General features: G+C 71.2%; 20 protein-coding genes, 1 other RNA gene and 1 pseudogene. 10 read left to right on the top strand and 12 right to left on the bottom strand.

Annotation, left to right across the window (positions count from 1 at the left end):
• Positions 1-104 precede the first annotated feature (104 nt).
• The 3 genes from ABZY13_RS19200 (at position 105) to ABZY13_RS19190 (ending at position 3013) form a co-directional block, all read left to right on the top strand.
• On the top strand, positions 105-944 hold the full coding sequence (locus tag ABZY13_RS19200) for a Nif3-like dinuclear metal center hexameric protein (RefSeq protein ID WP_356632169.1): 840 nt from the start codon (positions 105-107) through the stop codon (positions 942-944).
• Complete coding sequence (locus tag ABZY13_RS19195) at positions 941-1684, top strand: C4-type zinc ribbon domain-containing protein (RefSeq protein WP_356632285.1); 744 nt, start codon at positions 941-943, stop codon at positions 1682-1684. The genes ABZY13_RS19200 and ABZY13_RS19195 overlap by 4 nt, the downstream gene beginning before the upstream one ends.
• Positions 1685-1852: 168 nt before the next feature.
• Positions 1853-3013: a bifunctional RNase H/acid phosphatase gene (locus tag ABZY13_RS19190; protein ID WP_356632167.1), complete on the top strand. Its 1161-nt coding sequence runs from the start codon at positions 1853-1855 to the stop codon at positions 3011-3013.
• On the opposite strand, the gene eda is transcribed toward ABZY13_RS19190, so the two are convergent.
• Together eda and yaaA are read right to left on the bottom strand one after the other, a co-directional pair.
• Entirely contained in the window at positions 2988-3716 is a 729-nt protein-coding gene (gene eda / locus ABZY13_RS19185) for a bifunctional 4-hydroxy-2-oxoglutarate aldolase/2-dehydro-3-deoxy-phosphogluconate aldolase (protein WP_356632165.1), read from the bottom strand. The genes ABZY13_RS19190 and eda overlap by 26 nt on opposite strands.
• A 723-nt stretch (positions 3717-4439) precedes the next feature.
• The gene (gene yaaA, locus ABZY13_RS19180; protein WP_356632163.1) at positions 4440-5222 is read right to left on the bottom strand and encodes a peroxide stress protein YaaA; all 783 of its coding nucleotides are present in this window, start codon (positions 5220-5222) and stop codon (positions 4440-4442) included.
• Positions 5223-5357: 135 nt separating this feature from the next.
• Between yaaA and ABZY13_RS19175 the strand changes: the two genes are divergently transcribed.
• The 4 genes and pseudogenes from ABZY13_RS19175 to rnpB all read left to right on the top strand — a co-directional run bounded on the left by ABZY13_RS19175 (position 5358) and on the right by rnpB (position 9224).
• The gene (locus ABZY13_RS19175) at positions 5358-6797 is read left to right on the top strand and encodes an RNB domain-containing ribonuclease (protein ID WP_356632161.1); all 1440 of its coding nucleotides are present in this window, start codon (positions 5358-5360) and stop codon (positions 6795-6797) included.
• Positions 6798-7062: 265 nt separating this feature from the next.
• On the top strand, positions 7063-7905 hold the full coding sequence (locus ABZY13_RS19170; RefSeq protein WP_356632283.1) for an AraC family transcriptional regulator: 843 nt from the start codon (positions 7063-7065) through the stop codon (positions 7903-7905).
• Positions 7906-7924: 19 nt separating this feature from the next.
• A pseudogene (locus tag ABZY13_RS19165) lies at positions 7925-8704 on the top strand (DMT family transporter); the annotation flags it as partial.
• Positions 8705-8819: 115 nt separating this feature from the next.
• Positions 8820-9224: RNase P RNA component class A (rnpB, locus tag ABZY13_RS19160), an RNA gene on the top strand.
• A 456-nt stretch (positions 9225-9680) separates the two neighbouring features.
• On the opposite strand, the gene ABZY13_RS19155 is transcribed toward rnpB, so the two are convergent.
• From ABZY13_RS19155 to ABZY13_RS19110, 10 genes are all read right to left on the bottom strand, one after another.
• On the bottom strand, positions 9681-10295 hold the full coding sequence (locus ABZY13_RS19155; protein WP_356632159.1) for a hypothetical protein: 615 nt from the start codon (positions 10293-10295) through the stop codon (positions 9681-9683).
• Positions 10292-10951 carry a hypothetical protein gene (locus tag ABZY13_RS19150; RefSeq protein WP_356632157.1) on the bottom strand — a complete coding sequence of 220 codons (660 nt, stop codon included), beginning with the start codon at positions 10949-10951 and terminating at the stop codon, positions 10292-10294. Before ABZY13_RS19150 ends, ABZY13_RS19155 begins: the two co-directional genes overlap by 4 nt.
• Complete coding sequence (locus ABZY13_RS19145) at positions 10941-11354, bottom strand: hypothetical protein (RefSeq protein ID WP_356632155.1); 414 nt, start codon at positions 11352-11354, stop codon at positions 10941-10943. Before ABZY13_RS19145 ends, ABZY13_RS19150 begins: the two co-directional genes overlap by 11 nt.
• A gap of 15 nt (positions 11355-11369) precedes the next feature.
• Complete coding sequence (locus ABZY13_RS19140) at positions 11370-12704, bottom strand: putative T7SS-secreted protein (protein ID WP_356632153.1); 1335 nt, start codon at positions 12702-12704, stop codon at positions 11370-11372.
• A complete protein-coding gene (locus tag ABZY13_RS19135) occupies positions 12704-12985 on the bottom strand; it encodes a hypothetical protein (protein WP_356632151.1) in 282 nt (93 codons plus the stop codon). Before ABZY13_RS19135 ends, ABZY13_RS19140 begins: the two co-directional genes overlap by 1 nt.
• Before the next feature lie 32 nt (positions 12986-13017).
• Positions 13018-14052 (bottom strand): hypothetical protein, encoded by a 1035-nt coding sequence (locus ABZY13_RS19130; RefSeq protein WP_356632149.1) that lies wholly within the window; start codon positions 14050-14052, stop codon positions 13018-13020.
• 47 nt (positions 14053-14099) lie between these two features.
• A complete protein-coding gene (locus tag ABZY13_RS19125) occupies positions 14100-14774 on the bottom strand; it encodes a hypothetical protein (protein ID WP_356632147.1) in 675 nt (224 codons plus the stop codon).
• Positions 14775-15061: 287 nt separating this feature from the next.
• Positions 15062-15283, bottom strand: coding sequence for a hypothetical protein (locus tag ABZY13_RS19120; RefSeq protein WP_356632291.1), 222 nt, complete (start codon positions 15281-15283; stop codon positions 15062-15064).
• Positions 15193-15504, bottom strand: a complete 312-nt coding sequence (locus ABZY13_RS19115) for a hypothetical protein (RefSeq protein WP_356632145.1) — start codon at positions 15502-15504, stop codon at positions 15193-15195. Before ABZY13_RS19115 ends, ABZY13_RS19120 begins: the two co-directional genes overlap by 91 nt.
• 72 nt (positions 15505-15576) lie before the next feature.
• Entirely contained in the window at positions 15577-16653 is a 1077-nt protein-coding gene (locus ABZY13_RS19110; RefSeq protein ID WP_356632143.1) for a substrate-binding domain-containing protein, read from the bottom strand.
• Between the two features lie 221 nt (positions 16654-16874).
• On the opposite strand from ABZY13_RS19110, the gene ABZY13_RS19105 reads away from it, so the two are divergent.
• From ABZY13_RS19105 to ABZY13_RS19095, 3 genes are all read left to right on the top strand, one after another.
• The gene (locus tag ABZY13_RS19105; RefSeq protein ID WP_356632141.1) at positions 16875-19292 is read left to right on the top strand and encodes a polysaccharide lyase 8 family protein; all 2418 of its coding nucleotides are present in this window, start codon (positions 16875-16877) and stop codon (positions 19290-19292) included.
• Positions 19293-19474: 182 nt separating this feature from the next.
• Positions 19475-20194, top strand: coding sequence for a heparin lyase I family protein (locus ABZY13_RS19100; protein WP_356632139.1), 720 nt, complete (start codon positions 19475-19477; stop codon positions 20192-20194).
• Positions 20195-20398: 204 nt separating this feature from the next.
• Entirely contained in the window at positions 20399-21484 is a 1086-nt protein-coding gene (locus ABZY13_RS19095; RefSeq protein WP_356632137.1) for a substrate-binding domain-containing protein, read from the top strand.
• Positions 21485-21499 lie beyond the last annotated feature (15 nt).

Raw genomic sequence — 21499 nt, 5'->3', positions numbered from 1 at the left:
GCCCCACGGTGGTTCGGCTGAGGGAACGGGGGCCGGTGTGCTGCCGGGGCCGGCGGTGACGGCACGGGTACAGCGGGGCGAAACAGGCAGGTAGCCTGTCTTCCGTGCCCCGTCTGTCTGAAGTCATCGCCGCGCTGGAGAACCTGTGGCCCGCCGAGCGGGCCGAGTCCTGGGACGCGGTCGGCACGGTCGTGGGCGATCCCGTCCAGGAGGTGACCCGGGTCCTGATCGCCGTGGACCCCGTACAGGAGATCGCCGACGAGGCGGTGCGGCTCGGCGCGGACCTCCTCGTCACCCACCACCCCCTCTACCTGCGCGGCACGACGACGGTCGCGGCCTCCACCTTCAAGGGCCGGGTCGTGCACACCCTGATCAAGAACGACGTCGCGCTGCACGTCGCCCACACCAACGCCGACACCGCGGACCCGGGCGTCTCGGACGCCCTCGCGGGCGCACTCGACCTGCGCGTCGTACGGCCCCTGGTGCCCGACGCCACCGACCCGCAGGGCCGCCGCGGCCTCGGCCGGATCTGCGAACTCGACCACCCGCTGCCGCTGCGCGAGTTCGCCGCCCGCGCCGCCGCACGGCTGCCCGCCACCGCGCAGGGCATCCGGGTCGCCGGCGACCCCGAGGCGCTCGTCCGCACGGTCGCCGTCAGCGGCGGCTCCGGCGACAGCCTCTTCGACCACGTCCGCGCGGCCTGCGTCGACGCCTTCCTCACCGCGGACCTGCGCCACCACCCGGCGTCCGAGGCACGGGCCCGGACGCCCCTCGCGCTGCTCGACGCGGCGCACTGGGCCACCGAGCAGCCCTGGTGCGAGCTGGCCGCAGCCCAACTCGACGAGATCTCCGACCGGAACGGATGGGACCTGCGCGTCCACGTCTCGAAGACGGTCACCGACCCCTGGACCAGCCACTCCCCTTCACCTGGAGCCCCCAACTGAACGCCGCGCCCGCCGACCAGATCCGACTCCTCGACGTCCAGGCCCTCGACGTCCGCCTCCAGCAGCTGGCCCACCGGCGCCGGTCGCTGCCCGAGCACGCCGAGATCGAGTCGCTGACGAAGGACCTCACGCAGCTGCGCGACCTGCTGGTGGCCGCGCAGACCGAGGAGAGCGACTGCGCCCGCGAGCAGACCAAGGCGGAGCAGGACGTCGACCAGGTGCGCCAGCGCGCCGCCCGCGACCAGCAGCGCCTCGACTCCGGCGCCGTCACCTCCCCGAAGGACCTGGAGAACCTCCAGCGCGAGATCGTCTCCCTCGCCAAGCGCCAGGGCGACCTCGAGGACGTCGTCCTGGAGGTCATGGAGCGCCGTGAGTCCGCGCAGGAGCGGGTCGCCGAACTCACCGAGCGCGTCGGCTCGGTGCAGGGCAGGATCGACGACGCGACCGCCCGGCGCGACGCCGCCTGCGAGGAGATCGACGGCGAGGTCGCCTCGGTGACCAAGGAGCGCGAGGTCGTCGCGGCCTCGGTCCCCGCCGAGCTGCTGAAGCTGTACGACAAGCTGCGCCAGCAGCAGGGCGGCATCGGCGCGGCCCGGCTCTACCAGCGCAGCTGCCAGGGCTGCCGGCAGGAGCTGGCCATCACCGAGCTGAACGAGATCCGCTCGGCCGCGCCGGACACGGTGATCCGCTGCGAGAACTGCCGCCGGATCCTGGTGCGGACGTCGGAGTCGGGGCTGTAAGGCGGTAGAGCGGCAGGGCGGTGGGACGGTAGGGCGGTGGGACGGTAGGGCCTGCGGGGCTTGCCTGCCCGGCGAGATCTTTCGGATGCGGGGCTTGCCTGCCCGGCAGGGTCTTTTGGAGCGGCAGGCCTGAGCAGGGTCGGCCTTGGGAGCGGAGGAGCCTTCCCGGTGCGGGAGTTCATCGTCGAGGCGGACGGCGGGTCACGGGGCAATCCCGGGCCCGCGGGATACGGCGCGGTCGTGCTGGACGCGGCGACGGGGGAGACGCTGGCCGAGGCGGCGGAGTACCTCGGCACGGCGACGAACAACGTCGCCGAGTACCGCGGCCTGCTCGCCGGCCTCCGCGCGGCCCACGCCCTGGACCCCTCGGCGCGGGTGCGCGTCCGCATGGACTCCAAGCTGGTCGTCGAGCAGATGTCCGGCCGCTGGAAGATCAAGCACCCCGCGATGAGGCCGCTGGCGACGGAGGCGGCGGGGATTTTCCCGGCGGATCGGGTGACGTACGAGTGGATTCCGCGCGAGTCCAACAAACACGCCGACCGGCTCGCGAACGAGGCGATGGACGCGGGGGCGCGAGGGGAGCGGTGGGCTCCGCGGGACGGGGGGATCGGCGACGGCGCCACGGCCGACGCGACCCGCGACGCCGACGTACGCGCCGCCCGGAACGTCGCCACCCCCGGCGTCGGCTGGGGCGCCCCCGACCTCGGCGCACCCGCCACCTTCGTCCTGCTCCGCCACGGCGAGACCCCGATGACGCCGCAGAAGCGGTTCTCCGGGAGCGGCGGCAGCGACCCCTCCCTCTCCGACTCCGGCCGGGAGCAGGCCGAGCACGTCGCCGCCGCGCTGGCGAGGCGCGGGACGATCGAGGCGATCGTCGCCTCCCCCCTCGCCCGCACCCGCGAGACCGCCGGCATCGTCGCCGCCCGCCTCGGCCTGGACGTCGCCATCGAGGACGGGCTGCGCGAGACCGACTTCGGCGCGTGGGAGGGCCTCACCTTCGCCGAGGTGCACGAACGCCACCCCGAGGACCTGAGCGCCTGGCTCTCCTCGCCGGAGGCCCAACCCACGGGCGGCGGCGAGAGCTTCGCGGCCACCACGACCCGTGTCGCCGCCGCCCGGGACAAGCTGGTCGCGGCGTACGCGGGCCGCACGGTCCTGCTGGTCACCCACGTGACCCCCATCAAGACCCTGGTCCGCCTCGCCCTCGGCGCCCCGCCCGAGTCCCTGTTCCGCATGGAGCTGTCGGCCGCGTCGATCTCCGTCGTCGCGTACTACGCCGACGGCAACCCCAGCGTCCGCCTCCTCAACGACACCTCGCACCTGCGCTGACCCCGGCCGCCGCCCGCGCCAGCGCCTCCACCCGCCCCCAGTCCCGCGCCGCGACCGCGTCCGCCGGAACCATCCAACTCCCGCCCACGCAAGCCACGTTCGGCAGCGCCAGATACTCCGCCGCGGTCGCCGCCCCGATCCCGCCGGTGGGACAGAAGCGGGCCTGCGGCAGAGGGCCGTACAGCGACTTGAGGAACGCCGTGCCGCCCGCCGCCTGAGCCGGGAAGAACTTCATCTCCCGCACGCCCCGCTCCAGCAGCGCCACCACCTCCGACGCGGTCGACACCCCCGGAAGGAACGGCGCCCCCGATCCCCGCATCGCCTCCAGCAGTACGTCCGTCCAGCCCGGGCTCACCACGAACCGCGCCCCGGCCCCGACCGCCTCCGCCACCTGCCCCGGCGTGATCACGGTCCCCGCCCCGACCACCGCCTCCGGCACCGCCCGGACGATCGCCCCGATCGCCTCCAGCGCCCCCGGCGTCCGCAACGTCACCTCGACCACCGGCAGCCCGCCCGCGACCAACGCCCGCGCCAACGGCACGGCGTCGTCGGGATCGTCGACCACGACGACGGGCACGACCGGAACACCGGCCGCGAGGTCCAGGAAGGAAGGAGACGTGGGGAGGGGGGCGGGGGAAAGCACGTCGGGGGAGGGAACATCGGGGGAGGGAACATCGGGGGAGGGAACGTCGGGTGGGGACATGGATGCGATCCTGCCGACGCCGGGCGCAGCATGCAACGCTCGTTGCGCAGGGCGCAATTCGCTCCGCTTCTCCGTAGCACGTGCCGTTGCCGCTACTCAGTTGCGGGCGCCGCTCGTGAGGCGGAGCGCTGCTCCTGAGTGGGAGCGCTGCTCTGGAGTGGGAGCGCCGATCCTGAATGAGAGCGCTGCTCCGTGGCTGGAACACCGCTCTGGAGGTGGTGTTGCCGCATTGGAGCGGCGTTCCGGACGGTGAACGTTGTTCTCGCCCCGGAGCGGCGCCCCCGCCGGGAGCGGTGCTCCGCCCCGGGATCGGTGCTCTAACTGGGGGGCGCCGCGTGTCAGTAGCCGGAAGGGTGCTCCCACCCTGGAGGGCGTACCCGACATGGAGCAGTGCTCTCTCCCGGAGCCGTGGAGCGGTGCTCTCAAGCAGGACCGGTGCTCCGGGTCCAGAGCGGTGCTACCGCCTACGACCGTGCCCTTGGTCCGGAGCGGTGCTCCTGGTCTGAAGCAGTGCTCCCGCCCGCGGCCGTGCTCCGGGTCCGGAGCGGTGCTCTGGAGCAGTGCTCTCGCCCACGGCCGTGCTCCAGGTCCGGAGCGGTGCTCCCCGTCCAGGACCGTGCCCTGGTCCGGAGCGGTGCTCCTGTCTGGAGCAGTGCTCTCGCCCACGGCCGTGCCCCTGGTCCCGAGCGGTGCTCCCCGCCCAGGACCAACACCGTCGGCTCCTCAGTGCACCTCGTCCACCAGCACATCCAGCGCCCAGGCGACCCCGCCCTTCCCCGGCGCCGACACCTCCACCGCGTACCCGAGATCCCGCAGCGCCTCCACCAGATCGGCCGGCCCCTTCGGCGCGACCCCGGCCGTGAGCAGGCTCCGGACGATCCGCCCCTTCGTCGCCTTGTTGAAGTGGCTGACGACCTTCCGCGTCGGCGCGTGCAGCACCCGCACCGTCGCCGTCCGCCCCGCGACCTCGCCCTTCGGCTTCCACGCCGCCGCGTACGCCGCCGACCGCAGGTCCAGTACCAGGCCGCCCCCGGCCGCCTCGGGCAGCACCTGCGCCATCGGCGCCCGCCAGTGCGCCCCCAGCGCCCCGAGCCCGGGCAGCTTCACCCCCATCGAACAGCGGTACGACGGAATCCGGTCGGTCACCCGCACTGCGCCCCACAACCCCGAGAACACCAGCAGCGAACGCGCCGCACGCCGCTTGGCGGCCGCGTCCAGCGAGGCCAGGCCCAGGGCGTCGTATAGCACCCCCGTGTAGATCTCCCCGGCCGGCCGCGCCCCCGCGCCCAGCAGCCCGGCGTTCTTCGCGACCTCGCCCCGCAGCCCCTCGCTCAGCCCGAGCACCTCGCGTGCCTTGTCCTCGTCCCCCGCACACAGGTCGACCAGTTCGCCGAGGACGGCCTGCCGGGCGGCGTTCAGCCCCGGCAGCGACAGCGACTCCAGCCTCAGCGGGGCGCCCCGGCCGGACGACGCCTTGCCTTCCGAGGGCGGCAGCAGGACAAGCACACGTACTCCTTCGATCGAGCTCCGCGCCAGGGTACGGCGTGCCCCACGCCCCGGATGCCACCGCACCGGCCCCGCGGATGCCACCGCACCGGCCCCGCGGATGCCACCGCACCGGCCCCGCCCTACCCTCGCTGTATGCCTCGCCGCCCGCTCCGTGTGACCGACGCCTCCGAGGACCCGCTGCGGGCCGCCCTCGCCGCGGTGCGCGCGGATCTCGACGTGCCCGGCGCCTTTCCCGCCGACGTCCTGGCCGAGGCCGACCGCGCGGCGAGGGCGCCGGACCTGCCCGAGCACGACGCCACGGACATCCCGTTCTTCACCGTCGACCCGCCCGCCTCCACCGACCTCGACCAGGCCCTGCACCTGGCCCGGCAGGGCGACGGCTACCGCGTCCGGTACGCCATCGCGGACGTCGCCGCGTTCGTCGCACCCGGCGGCGCCCTCGACGCGGAGGCCCATCGCCGGGTGCTCACCCTGTACTTCCCGGACGACAAGGTCCCCCTGCACCCGCCGGCGCTCAGCGAGGACGCCGCCAGCCTCCTGCCCGGCCGGACCCGCCCAGCCGCCCTGTGGACCATCGACCTCGACGCCGACGGCCGCACCCTCGCCGTCGACCTCCGACGCGCCCTGGTCCGCAGCCGCGCGAAACTCGACTACGAGGGCGTACAACGGCAGATCGACACGGGCGCCGCGGAGGAACCCGTCGCCCTCCTCAAAACGGTCGGCACCCTGCGCGAACGCCTGGAGGCCGACCGCGGCGGCATCTCCCTCAACGTCCCCGAACAGGAGATCGTCCGCCAGGACGACGGCACCTACGCCCTCCACTACCGCGCCCCGCGCCCCGCCGACGGCTGGAACGCCCAGATCTCCCTGCTCACCGGCATGGCCGCGGCCGACCTCATGCTGGCGTACGGCACCGGCGTCCTGCGCACCCTGCCCGCCGCGCCCGACGGCGCCGTCGGCCGCCTGCGCCGCACCGCCCGCGCCCTGGACATCGACTGGCCGCACCACGTCTCGTACGCCGCGCTGGTCCGCTCCCTCGACCCGCACCGCCCCGCCCACGCGGCCTTCCTCCAGGAGTGCACCACCCTGCTGCGCGGCGCCGGTTACACGGTCTTCCACGACGGCGTCCTCCCGCCGATCACCACCCATGCGGCCGTCGCCGCCCCTTACACCCACTGCACCGCCCCGCTGCGCCGCCTCACCGACCGCTACGCCACCGAACTCTGCCTCGCCGCCGCAGCCGACCGCCCCCCGCCCGACTGGGTCCGGTCGGCCCTGGACACCCTCCCCGCCGAGATGACCACCGGCTCCCGCCGCGCCGGCCAGGTCGAACGCGCCTGCCTCGACGCCGTCGAGGCCGCCCTGCTCAAGGACCGTGTCGGTGAGGTCTTCGAGGCCCACGTGACCGACGTCGACGAACGCCGCCCCACCCGCGGCACCGTCCAGCTCACCTCCCCGGCAGTGGTCGCCCCCATCGAGGCCGACCGCCCCCTCCCCCTGGGGCACCCGATCCGCGCCCGGTTGACGGAGGCGGATCCGGTGCGGGCACGGGTACGGTTCGCGCCGGTGTGAGCGGCGGGACAGAGCCGGCGGGACCGGGTGGCCCGTGCCGGCCACGGTCGAGGGAACGGGGTGCCGGTCTCGCGGCCTCTTCAGCGAACCGGAGAACGACGACTACCGGCGCCTGCTCCAGTGCTCCTTCGGCGACCCCCGCCCCTCCCCGAGCCCTTCGCCTTCAACCTGGACACCGGTGACTTCCTCTGATTTCCTCTGATCCTTTGTGGGCGGGGGTGTCCCCTGCGGGCGGGGGTGCGAGGTGGACGACGTACGCGAGCCGATGGGGGAGCGGGTGCCGGTGCGGGAGCAGGCCCGCTGGACTCGGGCCAGGCTGGGGCGCTGCGGCCCCCCGCTCGACCTGCTCACCGCCCGCTTCAGCCGGCACGAGTACGCTCCGCACGCCCATGAGGAGTTCACGATCGGGGTGACCGTCGGCGGACTGGAGGTCATCGCGTACCGCGGGGGACGGATCCACGCCGGCCCCGGTTCGATCGTCGTCCTGGAACCCGGCGAAATGCACACCGGCGGTCCCGCCGCCCCCGACGGCTACGCCTACCGGGCCCTGTACGCCGGCCCCGCCCTCCTCGCCGACGGCGTCAGCGGCCCCGGCCGGCCGCACTTCCGCGAACCCGTACTGGACGACCCCGAGCTGGCCGCCGCGCTGCGCAGCGCGCACACCGACGTCAGCGCCCGCCCCGACCCGCTGGAGGCGGAGTCCCGGCTGCCGTGGCTGCTCACCGCGCTCGCCCGCCGCCACTCCACCGCCCGAGCCGAAGACGACGCGATCCCCGGCGCGGACCGTATCGCCCGGGTCGTCCGCGACCGCCTCGCCGACGAACTCCTCGCCCCGCCCTCCCTGGCCGACCTCGCCGCAGACCTCGGCCTGTCCCGCTACCAGCTCCTGCGCGCCTTCCGTACGACGGTGGGCGTGCCGCCGTACGCGTGGCTGGCCCAGCACCGGGTGACCAGGGCCCGCGGCCTGCTGGAGGCGGGGCTGCGCCCGGCCGAGGCGGCCGGGCTCGTCGGCTTCGCCGACCAGGCGCACCTGACGCGCTGGTTCCGGCGCGTGCTGGGGGTGACGCCGGCGGCGTACCGCAACAGCGTTCAAGACAGCGCGCGCTGACCGGGCCGACACTCGCCGCATGACTGCACGCGGCTGGTTCCTGTTCTCCCTGATGGGAGTGGTCTGGGGCATCCCCTACCTGTTGATCAAGGTGGCGGTGGACGAGCTGTCCCCGTCGGCGGTGGTGTTCGCGCGCTGCGTGCTCGGCGCGGCCCTGCTGCTCCCGTTCGCCCTGCGCAGGCCCGGCATGGTCCGCTCGGTGCGGACGCACTGGAAGCCGATGCTGGCGTTCGCGGTCATCGAGATCGTCGGCCCCTGGTACACCCTGACCGATGCCGAGCGCCACCTCTCCAGCTCCACCGCGGGCCTGCTGATAGCGGGCGTGCCGATCGTCGGCGTCGCGCTGGCCCGGTTCTTCGGCGGGGCGGAGTCCCTGGGCGCCCGCAGACTCACGGGCCTGGGGCTGGGCCTGGCCGGCGTGGCCGTCCTGACCCTCCCGCACCTGACCGGCGGCGACGCCCGTTCGCTGGCGGAGGTCCTGCTGACGGTCGTCGGCTACGCCACCGCCCCCCTGATAGCGGCACGGCACCTCAAGGACGTCCCGACCCTGCACCTCATCACCCCCTGCCTGACCCTGTCGGCCCTCGTCTACGCCCCCGCCGCCATCGCCACCCGCCCGGCCGCCCTCCCCTCACCCGAGACCCTGGGCGCCCTCGCCGCCCTGGGCGTCGTCTGCACGGCGGTCGCCTTCGTCGCCTTCCTCGAACTGATCAAGGAGGCCGGCCCGGCCCGCGCGTCGGTCATCACGTACGTCAACCCGGCGGTCGCGGTGGCGGCCGGGGCCGTCCTCCTCGACGAACACCTGACCGGGACGGTCCTGGCCGCCTTCGCCCTGATCCTCGCCGGCTCGGTCCTGGCCACGGCGACGGCGCCGCGGCGGGCGCCGCGCCGGGTACCATGGTCGACACGGCAGACGAGCCGGGCGGACGGCCGCGTGGAGTCCCCCTAGGGGGCTTCCCGAGGAACGTCCGGGCTCCACAGGGCAGGGTGGTGGCTAACGGCCACCCGGGGTGACCCGCGGGACAGTGCCACAGAAAACAGACCGCCGGGGACCTCGGTCCTCGGTAAGGGTGAAACGGTGGTGTAAGAGACCACCAGTGCCCAGGGTGACCTGGGCAGCTAGGTAAACCCCACCCGGAGCAAGGTCAAAAGGAGCGCCGTAACAGGCGCTCTGCGCGGACGTTCGAGGGCTGCCCGCCCGAGTCCGCGGGTAGACCGCACGAGGCCGGTGGCAACACCGGCCCTAGATGGATGGCCGTCACCCGGGGCTCCGCGAGGAACCCCGGGAACAGGACCCGGCGTACAGCCCGACTCGTCTGCCGCTGCCTGCGGCGAAGCTCCGGCCGACCGCGAGGAGATCCTCGCGGAAGGATGACCGTGCGGCGGCGATATGGGATGAGCCCACAACATGGTGGGTGCCGCGAGACCGCATGCGGCCCATGCTCGCATGCGGTTGATGAACCCCGTCAACATCGCGGCGCACTTCGCTGCCCAGGGGCTGGTTGCTCTGTTCGGGCTTGTGGTCGGACTGGTGTGTCTGCGGGCTGTTCACCGGTGCTCTCGCCCTGGGCGTGCGCCTTATGGGGCGGCAGCGAGACCAGGGCGAGGAAGGCGAAATGCACGGCATCGACGGGTTTCGGTGGACTGAGGAGTGACGCAGCCATGTGCATATCTCTTTGGTGGCCGGCAGCAACGCGGTTGCCGTACCCGGCCGACCCGTGTGCCTGCGCCACAACCTTTACCGAGGGTCGGGCCCGGCAGGCGTTGGCGACCGGTCATGGATCGAAGATCGTCAACGAGCGCGCCAGTTCTTCGATGTCCTCGGCCGCCCGCAGGATGCGAGCGGTGTCGTCCGAGGCGGTCCAGATCACGACGTCGGCCGCGTACTCCTCGACCCGCCATGCGTAGCGCACGCAAGCGCGCAGGCGGGCCGAGCCGTCTTCCGCCACATAACGAAACACCGACAGCCCTTCGCCCAGGTGCTCCGACCGAAAACGCTTGACGACCGGGGGTTCGACGGCCTGCGGATCGTCCGCCAGGGTCAGGGCGCGCAGGGTTTCCTCGCGAGGACCCGAGGCCTGCCCGATGACCGCGCATACGGGCAGGGGCAGATCGGACGGTGTGGAGTGGTGGAGGAAGAGCCAGTGGTCCGATCCGGGCGGTGAAAAGGCTTCGGCACAGCGCTGGAGGGTCCCGCCGAGAAGTTCGACACTGTGCGAGTCAGGGGCGAGTCCGTGTTCCTCCCACAGATCCTCCGCCTCTTCGCGACACCAGGCGGCGATGTCGACCCATGCCTCGAACGGGCTCTCCTCGTCAGAGCGGGGAGGAAGCACCGTCCACGGATCGAGGTTGATGTGCTCGATGTCGAGAACTGCGAAGAAGCCGTTCATCCATGGCTCCAGCGAAGGGTGCCCATTACGGCATCGAACCATTCGACGAGCGCATCGGCCAGTTCATCCCGCGGATTCCCGCCGCCCACGGTGGAGAAGGCGACGACGAACCAGCGGTCGGGGTCGTTCGGCACGGACACCATGTATTCCACTCTGCGAGATGCGAGGTCTGCGCCCCTGTCGGGATCGGCCGAGACGATGTGCTCCCGGCGCACGGCGAGAGCGCCATCAATCTCGCCCGAGCTCAGGTCTGCGTCGTCGACGCCGTCGCTGGACAGCAGTTGTACGGCGATATCAGCCGGCGCACCATGTGCACCGGTTTCCTTACCGCGATTCGGCAAAAGGTTTTCCGAGACAAGGAACGACGCGCCAACGTTTACGCCGGATGTCGACTGCACTGGGAGGTACAGATCGAGCGCCCCGCTCTCCCTGGCCCGGGCGACGGTGCCGCGCAAGCGGCGTTCCAGCTCACGCTTGAACGGGCCGACCCTGTCCGTAGACGCCTCTCCGGCAATATGACTGAAAGCCTCATCCAGGATGCTGCGAATTGCTTCCTCCGTGCCGTGGCGCAAGGGGATATGGGCCCAGTCATCGGGGAGGATGATGCGGTATCCCGTGACTGGCGCACTTACCGACTCGGTCTGCTCAGCGGGCACTCGAACGCTCCTTACGGTTCAACCACCAGACGCCCAGGAAGGATGCCATTGAGGCGGTGACGGCGACCCAAAGCAACCATCCGCCCTGGAAGATCACGTATGCCGTCGCATAGAAGAGGTAGAGGCCGGCGGCGGACTGCACATAAATGACGTCGTATGACAGCAGCTTCCAGTTCGCCGGGCTGCGATACATGAACAGAATCACCGGCGGGGAGAGGGAACACAAGGACCATTCCCAGGTGGGCAGGCTCACCAGCTTGTTTCCGAGCAGGTCCTCGGTCGCAGGGCCGAGGAGGAGACGGACAATCGCGATAGCCAGAATAATCTTCAGTGCCAGAACTGACCTGTCGATGTTTTGCTGTGCGCTTCCTGCCCCTTTTCCTGGTTGCGTTTGCTTGTTCATCAGACATTTTCTCCCTCACCACTGGCCGATCGGTGCCTCCATGCGTCCCTTCGTCCTGTCGTACTCACCTCCTGAGACGTCGTTCCCGAATTTGTCGCCGAGGTCGAGCCCGGTGCCTACCGCCCAAGAACCCTGAAGTGCGTTCTGGTGTCGCCGCGCCTGGGCGGCGTTGTCGGCTAATGTGGCGTTGTCCGGGTACTCGTCCCGCCACTTCCTGATGTCCTTCATCTGTTGGCTGAGTTTCGCGTCGCCGATAGTGCCGACCTTGTCCCGAGCTGTGGCCTGGGGCAGTTCGGCGTCGCGTACTTCGGCAGCGGCCTTCTTGCCGGTCGCACGGTTCCTGAGTTCCATTCTGTGATTGCGCGCCTTTGCGGCACGGCGTTTTTTGCCCGACGTGCCCCCACGTTTCCGGGATGCCTTCTGGGCGTTGGCTCGGGCCCCGGCGTTGCGCTGTGCGGCCTGTCCGGCCCTGTGCGCATCGGCGAGCTCGGATGCGGTCTTTCGTGAACTCTGCTGAAGCCCTTTGATGGCCTTCGCTGCTTTGAGTCCATTGCGGGCCATTTTGAGCGCCCCGATGTCCATGACGACGTCGAACCATGAGCCGTTGCCAGTGGCAGCCATGGTGACGTGGGAGAGCGTGACGGCAATGGTCAGCCCGAGTGCAATCCAGCCCACGACCGGGATGAACATGGCGATGACGCCTGCGGCGGTGGCCAGCCAGCTGAGCCGTTCGGTCCAGTCTTTCAGCCATTCGGCGTCTGCGACCCACGACTTGAAGTTCGTCCACCAGCTGTCTTTCATGTCGTCGTCGATGGAGGACCGAATCTTGCTCGCGAAGTGACCGGACCGTTCCTGGTAGTCTCCCTCCACGGTATTCAGTCGTCGCCGCGCGTCATCGAGATCTTCTTTGGCCCGTCTGACCGCAGGGTTCTCTTCTGATGAGTCGCTGGAGTTCTTGTCCTTCTTTCCGGACATTGCTGAATCATGGGGCTCAGCAGCATGACTGTCGATGGTGTGCTGGGCTTCTTTGGCGTCCGCGAGAGCCTTGTGGGCCTTCTTCTGGAAATCTTCCAGTTCGTTGGCCCAGCTGGATAAGTGACTTTTTACCTCGCGGTATCGATCCTCCGCTTGGTCGAGCTTCCGGCTTAGACTGCGTGAATCCTCGCCGAGCTTTTCTGCGTATTTTCCCTTGAGGTTGTCGGCGTCTGCCATCGCGGCGAGTGCGACGGCTTGTGTGCGCAAGTAATCGGCGATCTTCTTCATATGCCTTACCTGTGCGCGAATACCCTCCGGGTCGCCGGGTACGGGATCACTCTCACGCAGGGGATGCCAGTCCTTGGGGCGCGCCATCACTTCCGCCCGGAATTGGCCAGTTTGTAATCAAGGCCTTTGAAGGCGTTGCGTGTTTCCTCGACCATCTGTCCGACTGTTTCCAGTGACTCCAGTAACTTCTCTCGATTGTTGTCCCAATTGTCGATGAATTCCTTCATTGCATCCTTGAGTTCGGACGCTCCGACCACCGACGTGATGTCCTCCTTCCATTCGTCGAGATTTCTGAACTCGTCCTGGATCGCGGCGAGCTGTTTCACTGAAGTGTTGAGTAAAGTGAAGTCGACGACCAAGTCCGACATGAGGTCCCCTATGCGTTGCCGGTCTTTCAGGGTCAGCGGTTGATCGACTGGATTTCCTGGACGGCGACCGCCTGCTCGCTGCCGAAGATGCCGTTCGGGAGGTCGCCGCCGGCGCCGCCCGTGCCGGTCCAGGTGATGTCCCAGGTGATGGTGGCCCGGAGGTCGAAGGCACCGTTGCCGGAGGAGCGGAGGTACTTCAGGCCGCAGGGCGGGGTCTCGTCGGCCCTGCCCTTGGTGTAGGGCTCGCCGATCGAGCCGTCGGCGTTGATCGTGCACTCGCCGGACGCCGGATAGGTCTCGGCGTCCTCCGTGCCCGGCTCCAGTTTGAGGGCCACCGGTTTTGCGGTCGTGGTGGCCGAGAGGGTGAGGCCGGGGACGCTGATGGCCGCCGTGGCCCGGACCTCTTCGAAGACGGCCTTGTCCAGCCAGGCCCACGTCGGCAGATTCACCTTCGTGACGGTCTCGGGGGCGAGGGTGACCTCGGTGTCCGGGAGTTGCATGTGCTGGTAGGCCAGGGCCGCCAGGATCTCCGGGCTGATCGCCTGTTCGTACTGGGGTGGCGGAGTCTCGCCGTTGTTCACCCAGAAGGGGAGGTCGTTGCACGAGCTGCGCTTGAGCGGGTCGGGTTCGCTCGGGTTCTCGACGGCGGCCCAGAACATTCCCTTGCCGTCGTTCTCCACGTTGTAGTCCTTGTAGCCGGGGGTGTCGGTCCAGCCGTACTCGTCCTCGTAGTGGCGCTGCAGCTCGCTGAGCGCCGCGCCCGCGTGGCCGCCCATGCCGGGGGCGTTCATCTGGCTCTCGATGTCCTTGGACATCTTCTCCTTGAAATCCTTGGCACCGAGGTAGGGGGCGTACCAGCAGGGCGGGGGAGTCCAGGTGACGTCGGCGGACGTCACGTTGCCTCGGCTGCCGTTCTTGGTGACGGCTCCGGAGTACTGGATGCGGGCGGCGGCGTAGATGCCGCTGTTGTCGCTGCCGCCCTCCTGCGCCGTGCCGTCACCCTTGCCGAAGTCCACCGGTTCCGCCAGGGAGTCGGGCGCCGTAAAGAGCACAGCAGCGATTGCCATTGCCGAGGTCAGGGGGACCGTGCCGAGAAACGTACGCCGTGAGCAGTTCATCGGCACTGCTTCGCCGCCGTCTCGACGAACACCTTGGACGCCTGCCACAGATCGTCGCCCGTGGGGACCTTGACCATGATGATCTTGTAGTGACCATAGTCCTTGAGGCTGGGCTCGGTCTTGAGGACCTTCCCCGTTTTGACCTCTTTGCCGTAGAACTCGCTGGTGTCCGCGCAGAACGCGACCTCCACCGAGGTCCCGTTCGAGGCGGACCGTGTGGTGGCGTCGTAGTGGCGGCGGGTGCCAGTGGCCGTCCAACCACCCTTGATCCACTCGTTGATCTGGACTTTCCCGTAATGGAGTCCGTCGCCGCTCGCGTAAGCGGTCAGGGCTGCATCCTCCGTCGTCCGCGCATCGACGCCGCGGTAGATGGCGCGGAGAAAGTTCGCCGCATCCGCCATCGCCTCCGCCTCGTTCTCGTCCTGCGGCGTCTCCCAGTCGAAGACCAGGTTCATGTCCTTCGGCAGCGACACGTCCACGCCGTCCGGCTTGTCCTTCGCCGATGCCGGGGCCGAGGGTTCCGTCGGCCTCTCAGGACCCGTGGTCGTCTGTTCCGCGCCGGCGATCTTGTCCTTGTCGTCGGTGTTGTCGTCCTCGCCTCCGCAGGCCGTCAGTAGCAGGGCCGTGGTGGCGGCGAGCGCGGCGGCGGTGGGCAGGGTGCGGCGCTTCACAGTGAGACTCCCCGTGAGACAGAAGTGCAGTGGAGGCATAGACGGTATCGGTGGCGTTCTGGATTCCTCCAGCGCGAACTGCCCTGGCGGTGAGGGGATTCAAGCCATTTCGCCCCGTGGTGTGCGGCTGATGTCCACAACGGGTCTCGATCATGCGTGAGGGGCGGACCGTCGCGGCCCGCCCCACCCGTCATGCGGCGTCGTCCCTCACGTCTCCGTCACCTCAACGGGGACGCTCGGGACGCACGGCGGTCGGGTGCCCCTGTGGTAGTACGCGGCGTAGTAGGTCACCGACGCCGGGGGGAGCCATAGCCGTTGCCCCACGCGCCCCAGGAGCCGGAGCCCTCCTTCTTCCTGGCCCGGTGGTAGCCGGAGGTCACCGTCCTGAGTTCGTTGTGGCTCAGCCCGGCGCTGTACTTCATCTCGTGCTCCGCGTTGCCGGCGACGCCGGAGGCCTCGGAGACGATGCCGTCGTGGTACGACGAGACGGTCGTCCGGTCTGTGCCCATGCGGGAGTTGGGCATGCCGCTGCCGAGGGCCCGGAGAAGGGGCTGTCGGACTTCATGTCCTTGCACTGCTGCCAGCCGCTGACGGAGCAGGCGGTGCCCCAGCCGGTCCCGCCGTGCGGGGTGCCGAGGGTCACGACGTCCTCGATGTGGAGGTTCGAGGGGAAACCAGTGGCGCCCTCGTCGGTGTAGTGCAGGGCGGCCCGGACGACGAGTCCGCCCATGGAGTGGGCGACGACGTCGACCTGCTTCCGTGGGACGTGTCCCGACGGGCACGGTGGCCCCTCCTCCGGTCGTCACGCCCCCGCACTCGACCCCCGCACCCGCAGCTCCGGCAGGATGGACACCTGGCGGCGAGGTCGGTCCGGTTCCGTGACGCGGGCGGTGAGGAGTTCGACCGCCGAGACGCCCACCTCGTGCTTCGACGGGGCCACCGCGCTCAGGGGCAGGTCGCCCAGGCCCGCCACCTCGTCGTCGTACGAGACCACCGCCAGGTCGCCCGGGACGGTCAGCCCGCGGGCGTTGAGGCGCTGGAGCAGGACGAGGGCGTCGCCGTCCGGGTGGACGACGGCCGCGTCGATGCGGCCCGCCGCCACGGCGTCCAGGAAGCGTTCCATCGTGCCGTCGTACTGCGAGGTGCCGGGGCGGTCCATGCCGAGGTCCGAGTGGGCCGCCTCCAGGGCGGGTTGGAGACCGGCCAGGCGCAGGCCCGCGTGGAAGCCCTCCTCGATCAGCGGGGCCGTGGGGGTGCCGCCGCGGGTCAGCAGGGCGATGCGGCGGCGGCCCTGCGTGGCGAGGTGGTGGACGGCGAGACGGGCGCCGTAGGCGTGGTCCGTCACCACGTGCTCCACCGCCGGGCCGACCGGGCGGGGGCGTCGTTCCACCAGGACGAGCGGGATGCCCAGGTCCTCGTACCAGGCGGCGTCGGCGGGGGTCTCCGGGGCGGCGGTGGGGGCCAGCAGCAGGCCGTCGACGCCCGCCTCGACCATCGCGCGGGCGTGGGCGCGCTCGCCCTCGGCGTCGTACTCGGAGATGCGCAGCAGCAGGCGGGCACCGCGCGCCGCCGCCGTCTCCCGGACGGCCCGGATGACGTCCGGGTAGTAGTACGTGGCGGACGGGACGATCATGCCGAACGTCAGCTCACGTGCGAGGGCCGAGGGGCCGGGACCGGCCCCGGGTGACGGGCTCGCCTCGTCCGGGAGGCGCGCTCCGCCGTGCACCCGTACCAACAGGCCGCGCTCGGCGAGCAGTTCGACGTCCTTGCGGACCGTGACGGGCGACACCCGCAGTTCCGCCGCCACCTCGGTGACCCGTACCGAGCCGTGTCGGCGCACCCTGCGCAGGATCGCCTGATGCCTGTCCTCGGCGTGCATCTGATCCGCCCCCTCCCCTCGTCACCGTTCACGGCGCACCCTACGCGTCCCACTGTCTTTTCCGCACGCCTTCTTTCGAAAAGCGAAGAACTGATCGGATGCGCGCCGAAAGCGTTGCTGATGGATGAAAGCGCATGCTACAAACCGCGCACCGTCGTGCCGTAGTGCCGCGCACCGTGGCGCCGTAGTGCCGCCCATGCCGCAACTCCCGGAGGTCCCCCGTGCCATCTCCCTGGTCCCGCCGCGCCTTCGTCCAGGTCGCCGCCGCGGCGCCCCTCGCCGCAGCCGTCGCCGGTGTCGCCGCCGGCCCCGTCCACGCGGCCGAAGCCACCGCCACCGGTGCCGACTTCGCCGCCCTGCGGGCCAAGTGGCGCGAATTGATGCTCGGCACGGCGTTCAACCCCGCCGCCGAGCCCTTCCGCAAGCTGCTCGCCGACCTCGGCGCCGCCGCGCGCGCCCAGCTCGCCGGCATGGCCCCCGCACCCGGCTCCCTCTGGCCCGACCTGGTCTGGGCCGACCCCGAGCCCGACACCGACGCCGAGTCCTACACGTACTCGGCGAGGATCGTCACCAGTTGCACCCGCCTGAACACCATGGCCCAGGCCTACTGCCAGCCCGGCACCGGCCTCACCGGAAACGCCGAGGTGCGGGACGCCGTTCTCGCCGGCCTCGACCACCTGCACGCCGAGGTGTACAACGACCGCACCGCGCCGTACGGCAACTGGTGGAGCTGGCAGATCGGCGCCGCGCAGTCGCTCATGGACACCTGCGTGCTGCTGTACGACCACCTGACGCCGGCACGGATCGACAAGCTCTGCCGGGCCGTGGACCACTTCGTGCCGGACCGTGTCTTCGACAGCTACACCGGCACCAGCACCGGCGCCAACCGCGTCGACCTGTGCCGTGCCGTCGTGCTGCGCGGCATCGTCGGGGAGAACCCGGACAAGGTCGCCCTCGCCTCGCGCGCCCTCGCCCCGGTGTTCCCGTACGTCACCTCGGGCGACGGGTTCTACGCCGACGGCTCGTTCATCCAGCACCGCAACGTCCCCTACATCGGCGGCTACGGCTCCGTGCTCCACGACGGCGTGGGCCGGCTCATGGCGCTGCTGCGCGGGTCGGACTGGGAGATCGGCGGCGCGGGCGCGCAGCTGTTCCTCGACACGATCGACCGGGCGATCGCCCCGTTCCTCTACAACGGCCTGATGATGGACAACGTGTCCTCGCGCGGCATCAGCCGGGCCGGCACCTCCGACCACAGCCGGGCGCACCCCCTCATGGCCACCATCCTCCTCGTCGGACAGGGCGCGTCGGCGGAGGAGAACGCCCGGTGGCGCGCCATGGTCAAGGGGTGGCTGCGGCGGGACTACCACTACCCGGCGCTGAGCAACCCGGGTCTCGGCCTGACGCGGACGTCCCTGCTGCAGGCGCTCCAGGACGACGACTCCGTCAAGGCCGCCCCCGAGCCGGTCGAGCACCGGCTGTTCCACCACATGGCCCGGGTGACCCACCGCCGGCCGGGCTGGGCCGCCTCCGTCTCCATGGCCGCCAAGCACATCGCCCACTACGAGTTCGGCAACGGCGAGCACGCCCGCGGCTACCACACCGGCGCCGGCTGGCTGTCCTGGTGGGGCGACGACTTCGGGCTGGAGCAGTACGCGGACGCGTTCTGGCCCACGGTCGACCCGTACCGCCTGCCCGGCATCACCGCCTCCCGCAAGCCGCTGCCGGACGGCGCGGGCGGCAACTGGGGACAGCCCTGCCCGGACGTCACCTGGGTCGGCGGCACCACCGACGGGCGGTTCGGCGCCACCGGCCAGCACCTCAAGGGCCTGATGAGCACGATGAGCGCCCGCAAGTCGTGGTTCTGGCTGGACGACAGCGTGGTGTGCCTCGGGGCCGGCATCACCTCGGCGGACGGGTTCTCCGTCGAGACGACGATCGACAACCGCAACCTGGGCGCGACCGGCGCCCCCGCGCTCACCGTCGACGGCGTGGTCCAGCCGTCCGGACAGGGCTGGGCGGGCGCCTTCGAGGGCGCGCGGTGGGCGCACATCGCCGGGCACGCCGGGTACGTCTTCCCCGAGGGCACCGACCTCGGGGCCGTGCGCGAGGAGCGCACCGGGGCCTGGCGGGACATCAACGTCAACGGTCCGACCGCCCCCGTCACCCGGCGCTACCTGACGCTGTTCACCGACCACGGCGCCGACCCCGCCGACGCCTCCTACGCCTACGTCCTGCTCCCGGGCGCCGGCGCCGCCACCACCGCCAGACGGGCGGCCGACAGGGGCTGGCTGAAGATCATCGCCAACACCCGCGAGCAGCAGGGCGTCCGGGTGCCGGGGCTCGGTTTCACCGCCGTCAACTTCTGGTCGCCGGGGACGCAGGGGAAGATCACTGCCAGTGCCCCCGCCTCCGTGCTGATCCGGGAGAACCGCGACGGCACCGCCACGGTCGTCGTCTCCGACCCGGCGCGGCAGGCGAGCGCGCTGGAGGTCGTCTGGGAGCGCCGCGTCTCCGCCGTGCTGTCCAAGCCGCCGACGGTCGCCTCGGCCGCCACCGGTTCCGCGCTGCGGCTGGTCTTCGGCGACCTCACAGGGCAGGCGGGCGCCCCGCAGAAGATCACGGTCCGTCTCGGCTGACCGCGGATCACGCTCGGTCTCGGCCGGCCGTGGATCACGGTCCGCCCGGCCGGCCGCGGATCACGGCTCGTCCCGCCGGACCGCGGATCACGGCCGCTCAGCCTGACCGTGACGCATCGGGGCGCGCCCGACCCCGACGGGCGGGCCCCGTACCCCTCCCCCCAACCCGAAGAGGAATGACCATGCCCCCCACACGTCTGCGCTCCTCCCGCGCTGCCCTCGGTCTGGCCGCCGGGGCCGTCGCGATGTCGCTCGTCATGGCGACGGACGCCCACGCCGCCGTCCTCTGGGACGGTGACGCCTCCAAGGGAACCGGAGTCTTCGAGGCCGTCCTGTGCCCCGCGCCGGGCGCCGCGCGCGTCAGGAACTGGGGCGACGCGCACGGCAACTTCTTCGAGTTCCTGAAGCCCGCCGGTTCCGAACGCTGCGAGGGCCACGGCATCAGCACGCCGGGGCTGCTGCGGAACGACAGCACCCTCTGGTTCGGCTGGGACTCCATGACGCGGACCGGCAACGCCCAGACCGTTTTCCAGTGGAAGTCCAACGGCGGCAACGACCAGAACCAGCAGAACTACCCGGTGATCATGAAGGTCGAGGACAGCCGGCTCAAGGTCTGGTACGTCGCCCCGGGTGAACAGTGGAACGCCATCGGCAGCGCCCCGTGGACCCCCGAGGTCTGGCACTCGGTCCAGCTCGGCATCACGACCAGCTCCGCCGCCGGCGGCTCGGCCGAGGTCTGGCTGGACGGCAACCGCATCGCTCACCGGACGGGCATCCGCACCTGGGACGACCTGGGCAACAAGCCCCGCTGGGGCACCTACGGCTCGACCATCGCCGGCGTCTCCTCGACCAACTGGGTCGACGCCCCGGTCATGGGCGACGCCCGCGCGGACGTCGACTGAGGCGATGCGGCCCCGCGCCGCCCCACCGCACCCCCGCCCCACCGCACCCCCGCCCCCCGCGCCGATCCGCCGCACCTCCTGGCATCCAGCCGCCTGTTCATTTGATTGTTCGAGCAGAAACGTTCACAAGTGATCGGGTGGGCGCTAGACTGCCGGTCACCGAACGACCATCGACATGACCATCGACAGAGGGGGCCCGGTCGCGTGCACGCCGAGGAACGGCACCAGGAGATACTGCGGAGGCTGCGCGAGCGCGGCTCCGTCCGGGTCACGGAGGTCGCCGCCGAGCTGGGCGTCTCTCCCATCACCGTGCGCCGCGACGTGGAGGCCATGGCCGAGCGCGGGCTCGTCGAGCGGGTGCACGGCGGGGCGGTGCTCCCGGAGGCCGCCGCCTCCCGCACGCCCGACGCCCCGGCCCGTCCCGGCGGCACCCGTGCCGGTGGCTCCCGTTCCGGCGGCGGCGACCGGGTCTTCGGCCTGATCGTCCCGGCCGCGGACTACTACTACCCCGAGGTCATCAAGGGCGCGCGGGAGGCCGCCGCCGAGCGCGGCATCCGCCTGGTCCTCGGCATCTCCCAGTACAACCCCGAGGAGGAGCGCGCCCAGGCCCGCCAGATGCTGGCCGACGGCATCGACGGGCTGCTCGTCACGCCGTGCGGTCCCGCGGCGGCGCGGCGGTGGCCGGCCGAGCTGGAGGTGCCGTACGTGCTCGTCGAGCGGCGCCCCGAGGACGACGCGACGGGCGCCGAGCGCGTGGTGACCGACCACGTCCACGGCGCGCGGATCGCGGTACGGCACCTCGCGGACGGGGGCCGCGAGCGGATCGGGCTGCTGCTGCGCGAGGACAGCCCGCACGGGCCGCTCGTCCTGGAGGGCTTCCGCGGCGGCCTCAGCGCGGCCGGACTGCCGGCGGACGACGGCCGGCTGTTCCGGCTGCCGCCGCCGGGGGGTGACGCCGCCGGGCGGGAGGAGGCGCTCGCCGCCTTCACCGACGCCGTCGCCGACGGCCTGCTCGACGCGGCGGTCGTGCACAACGACCACGACGCCATCGTCGTCCTCCAGCGGCTGCGCGCCCGCGGCGTCGAGGTGCCCGACGACCTCGCGATCGTCGCCTACGACGACGAGGTCGCCGCCCTCGCCGACATCCCGCTGACCGCCATCGCCCCGCCGAAGCACGCGGTCGGCGCCGCCGCCGTCGACCTGCTCGACCAGCGGCTCGCCGATCCCTCCCGCCCCCGGCACCGCATCGCGATCCTGCCCGAACTGCACGTGCGCGCCTCGAGCGCGTAAGTCCCGCCCCGCACC

Origin of the sequence: Streptomyces sp. NPDC006610, from assembly GCF_040611575.1 — a bacterium.
Lineage (GTDB): Bacteria > Actinomycetota > Actinomycetes > Streptomycetales > Streptomycetaceae > Streptomyces.
This window is presented reverse-complemented; position numbering and strand designations above follow the sequence as displayed.

Bases quoted from the DNA above. Each gene is read 5' to 3' on its own strand.
- eda (WP_356632165.1), bottom strand. From the start codon at position 3,716: ATGTCCCCACCCGACGTTCCCTCCCCCGATGTTCCCTCCCCCGATGTT.
- ABZY13_RS19175 (WP_356632161.1), top strand. From the start codon at position 5,358: ATGCCTCGCCGCCCGCTCCGTGTGACCGACGCCTCCGAGGACCCGCTG.
- ABZY13_RS19170 (WP_356632283.1), top strand. From the start codon at position 7,063: ATGGGGGAGCGGGTGCCGGTGCGGGAGCAGGCCCGCTGGACTCGGGCC.
- ABZY13_RS19155 (WP_356632159.1), bottom strand. From the start codon at position 10,295: ATGAACGGCTTCTTCGCAGTTCTCGACATCGAGCACATCAACCTCGAT.
- ABZY13_RS19145 (WP_356632155.1), bottom strand. From the start codon at position 11,354: ATGAACAAGCAAACGCAACCAGGAAAAGGGGCAGGAAGCGCACAGCAA.
- ABZY13_RS19140 (WP_356632153.1), bottom strand. From the start codon at position 12,704: ATGGCGCGCCCCAAGGACTGGCATCCCCTGCGTGAGAGTGATCCCGTA.
- ABZY13_RS19135 (WP_356632151.1), bottom strand. From the start codon at position 12,985: ATGTCGGACTTGGTCGTCGACTTCACTTTACTCAACACTTCAGTGAAA.
- ABZY13_RS19130 (WP_356632149.1), bottom strand. From the start codon at position 14,052: ATGGCAATCGCTGCTGTGCTCTTTACGGCGCCCGACTCCCTGGCGGAA.
- ABZY13_RS19120 (WP_356632291.1), bottom strand. From the start codon at position 15,283: ATGGGCACAGACCGGACGACCGTCTCGTCGTACCACGACGGCATCGTC.
- ABZY13_RS19115 (WP_356632145.1), bottom strand. From the start codon at position 15,504: ATGGGCGGACTCGTCGTCCGGGCCGCCCTGCACTACACCGACGAGGGC.
- ABZY13_RS19110 (WP_356632143.1), bottom strand. From the start codon at position 16,653: ATGCACGCCGAGGACAGGCATCAGGCGATCCTGCGCAGGGTGCGCCGA.
- ABZY13_RS19100 (WP_356632139.1), top strand. From the start codon at position 19,475: ATGCCCCCCACACGTCTGCGCTCCTCCCGCGCTGCCCTCGGTCTGGCC.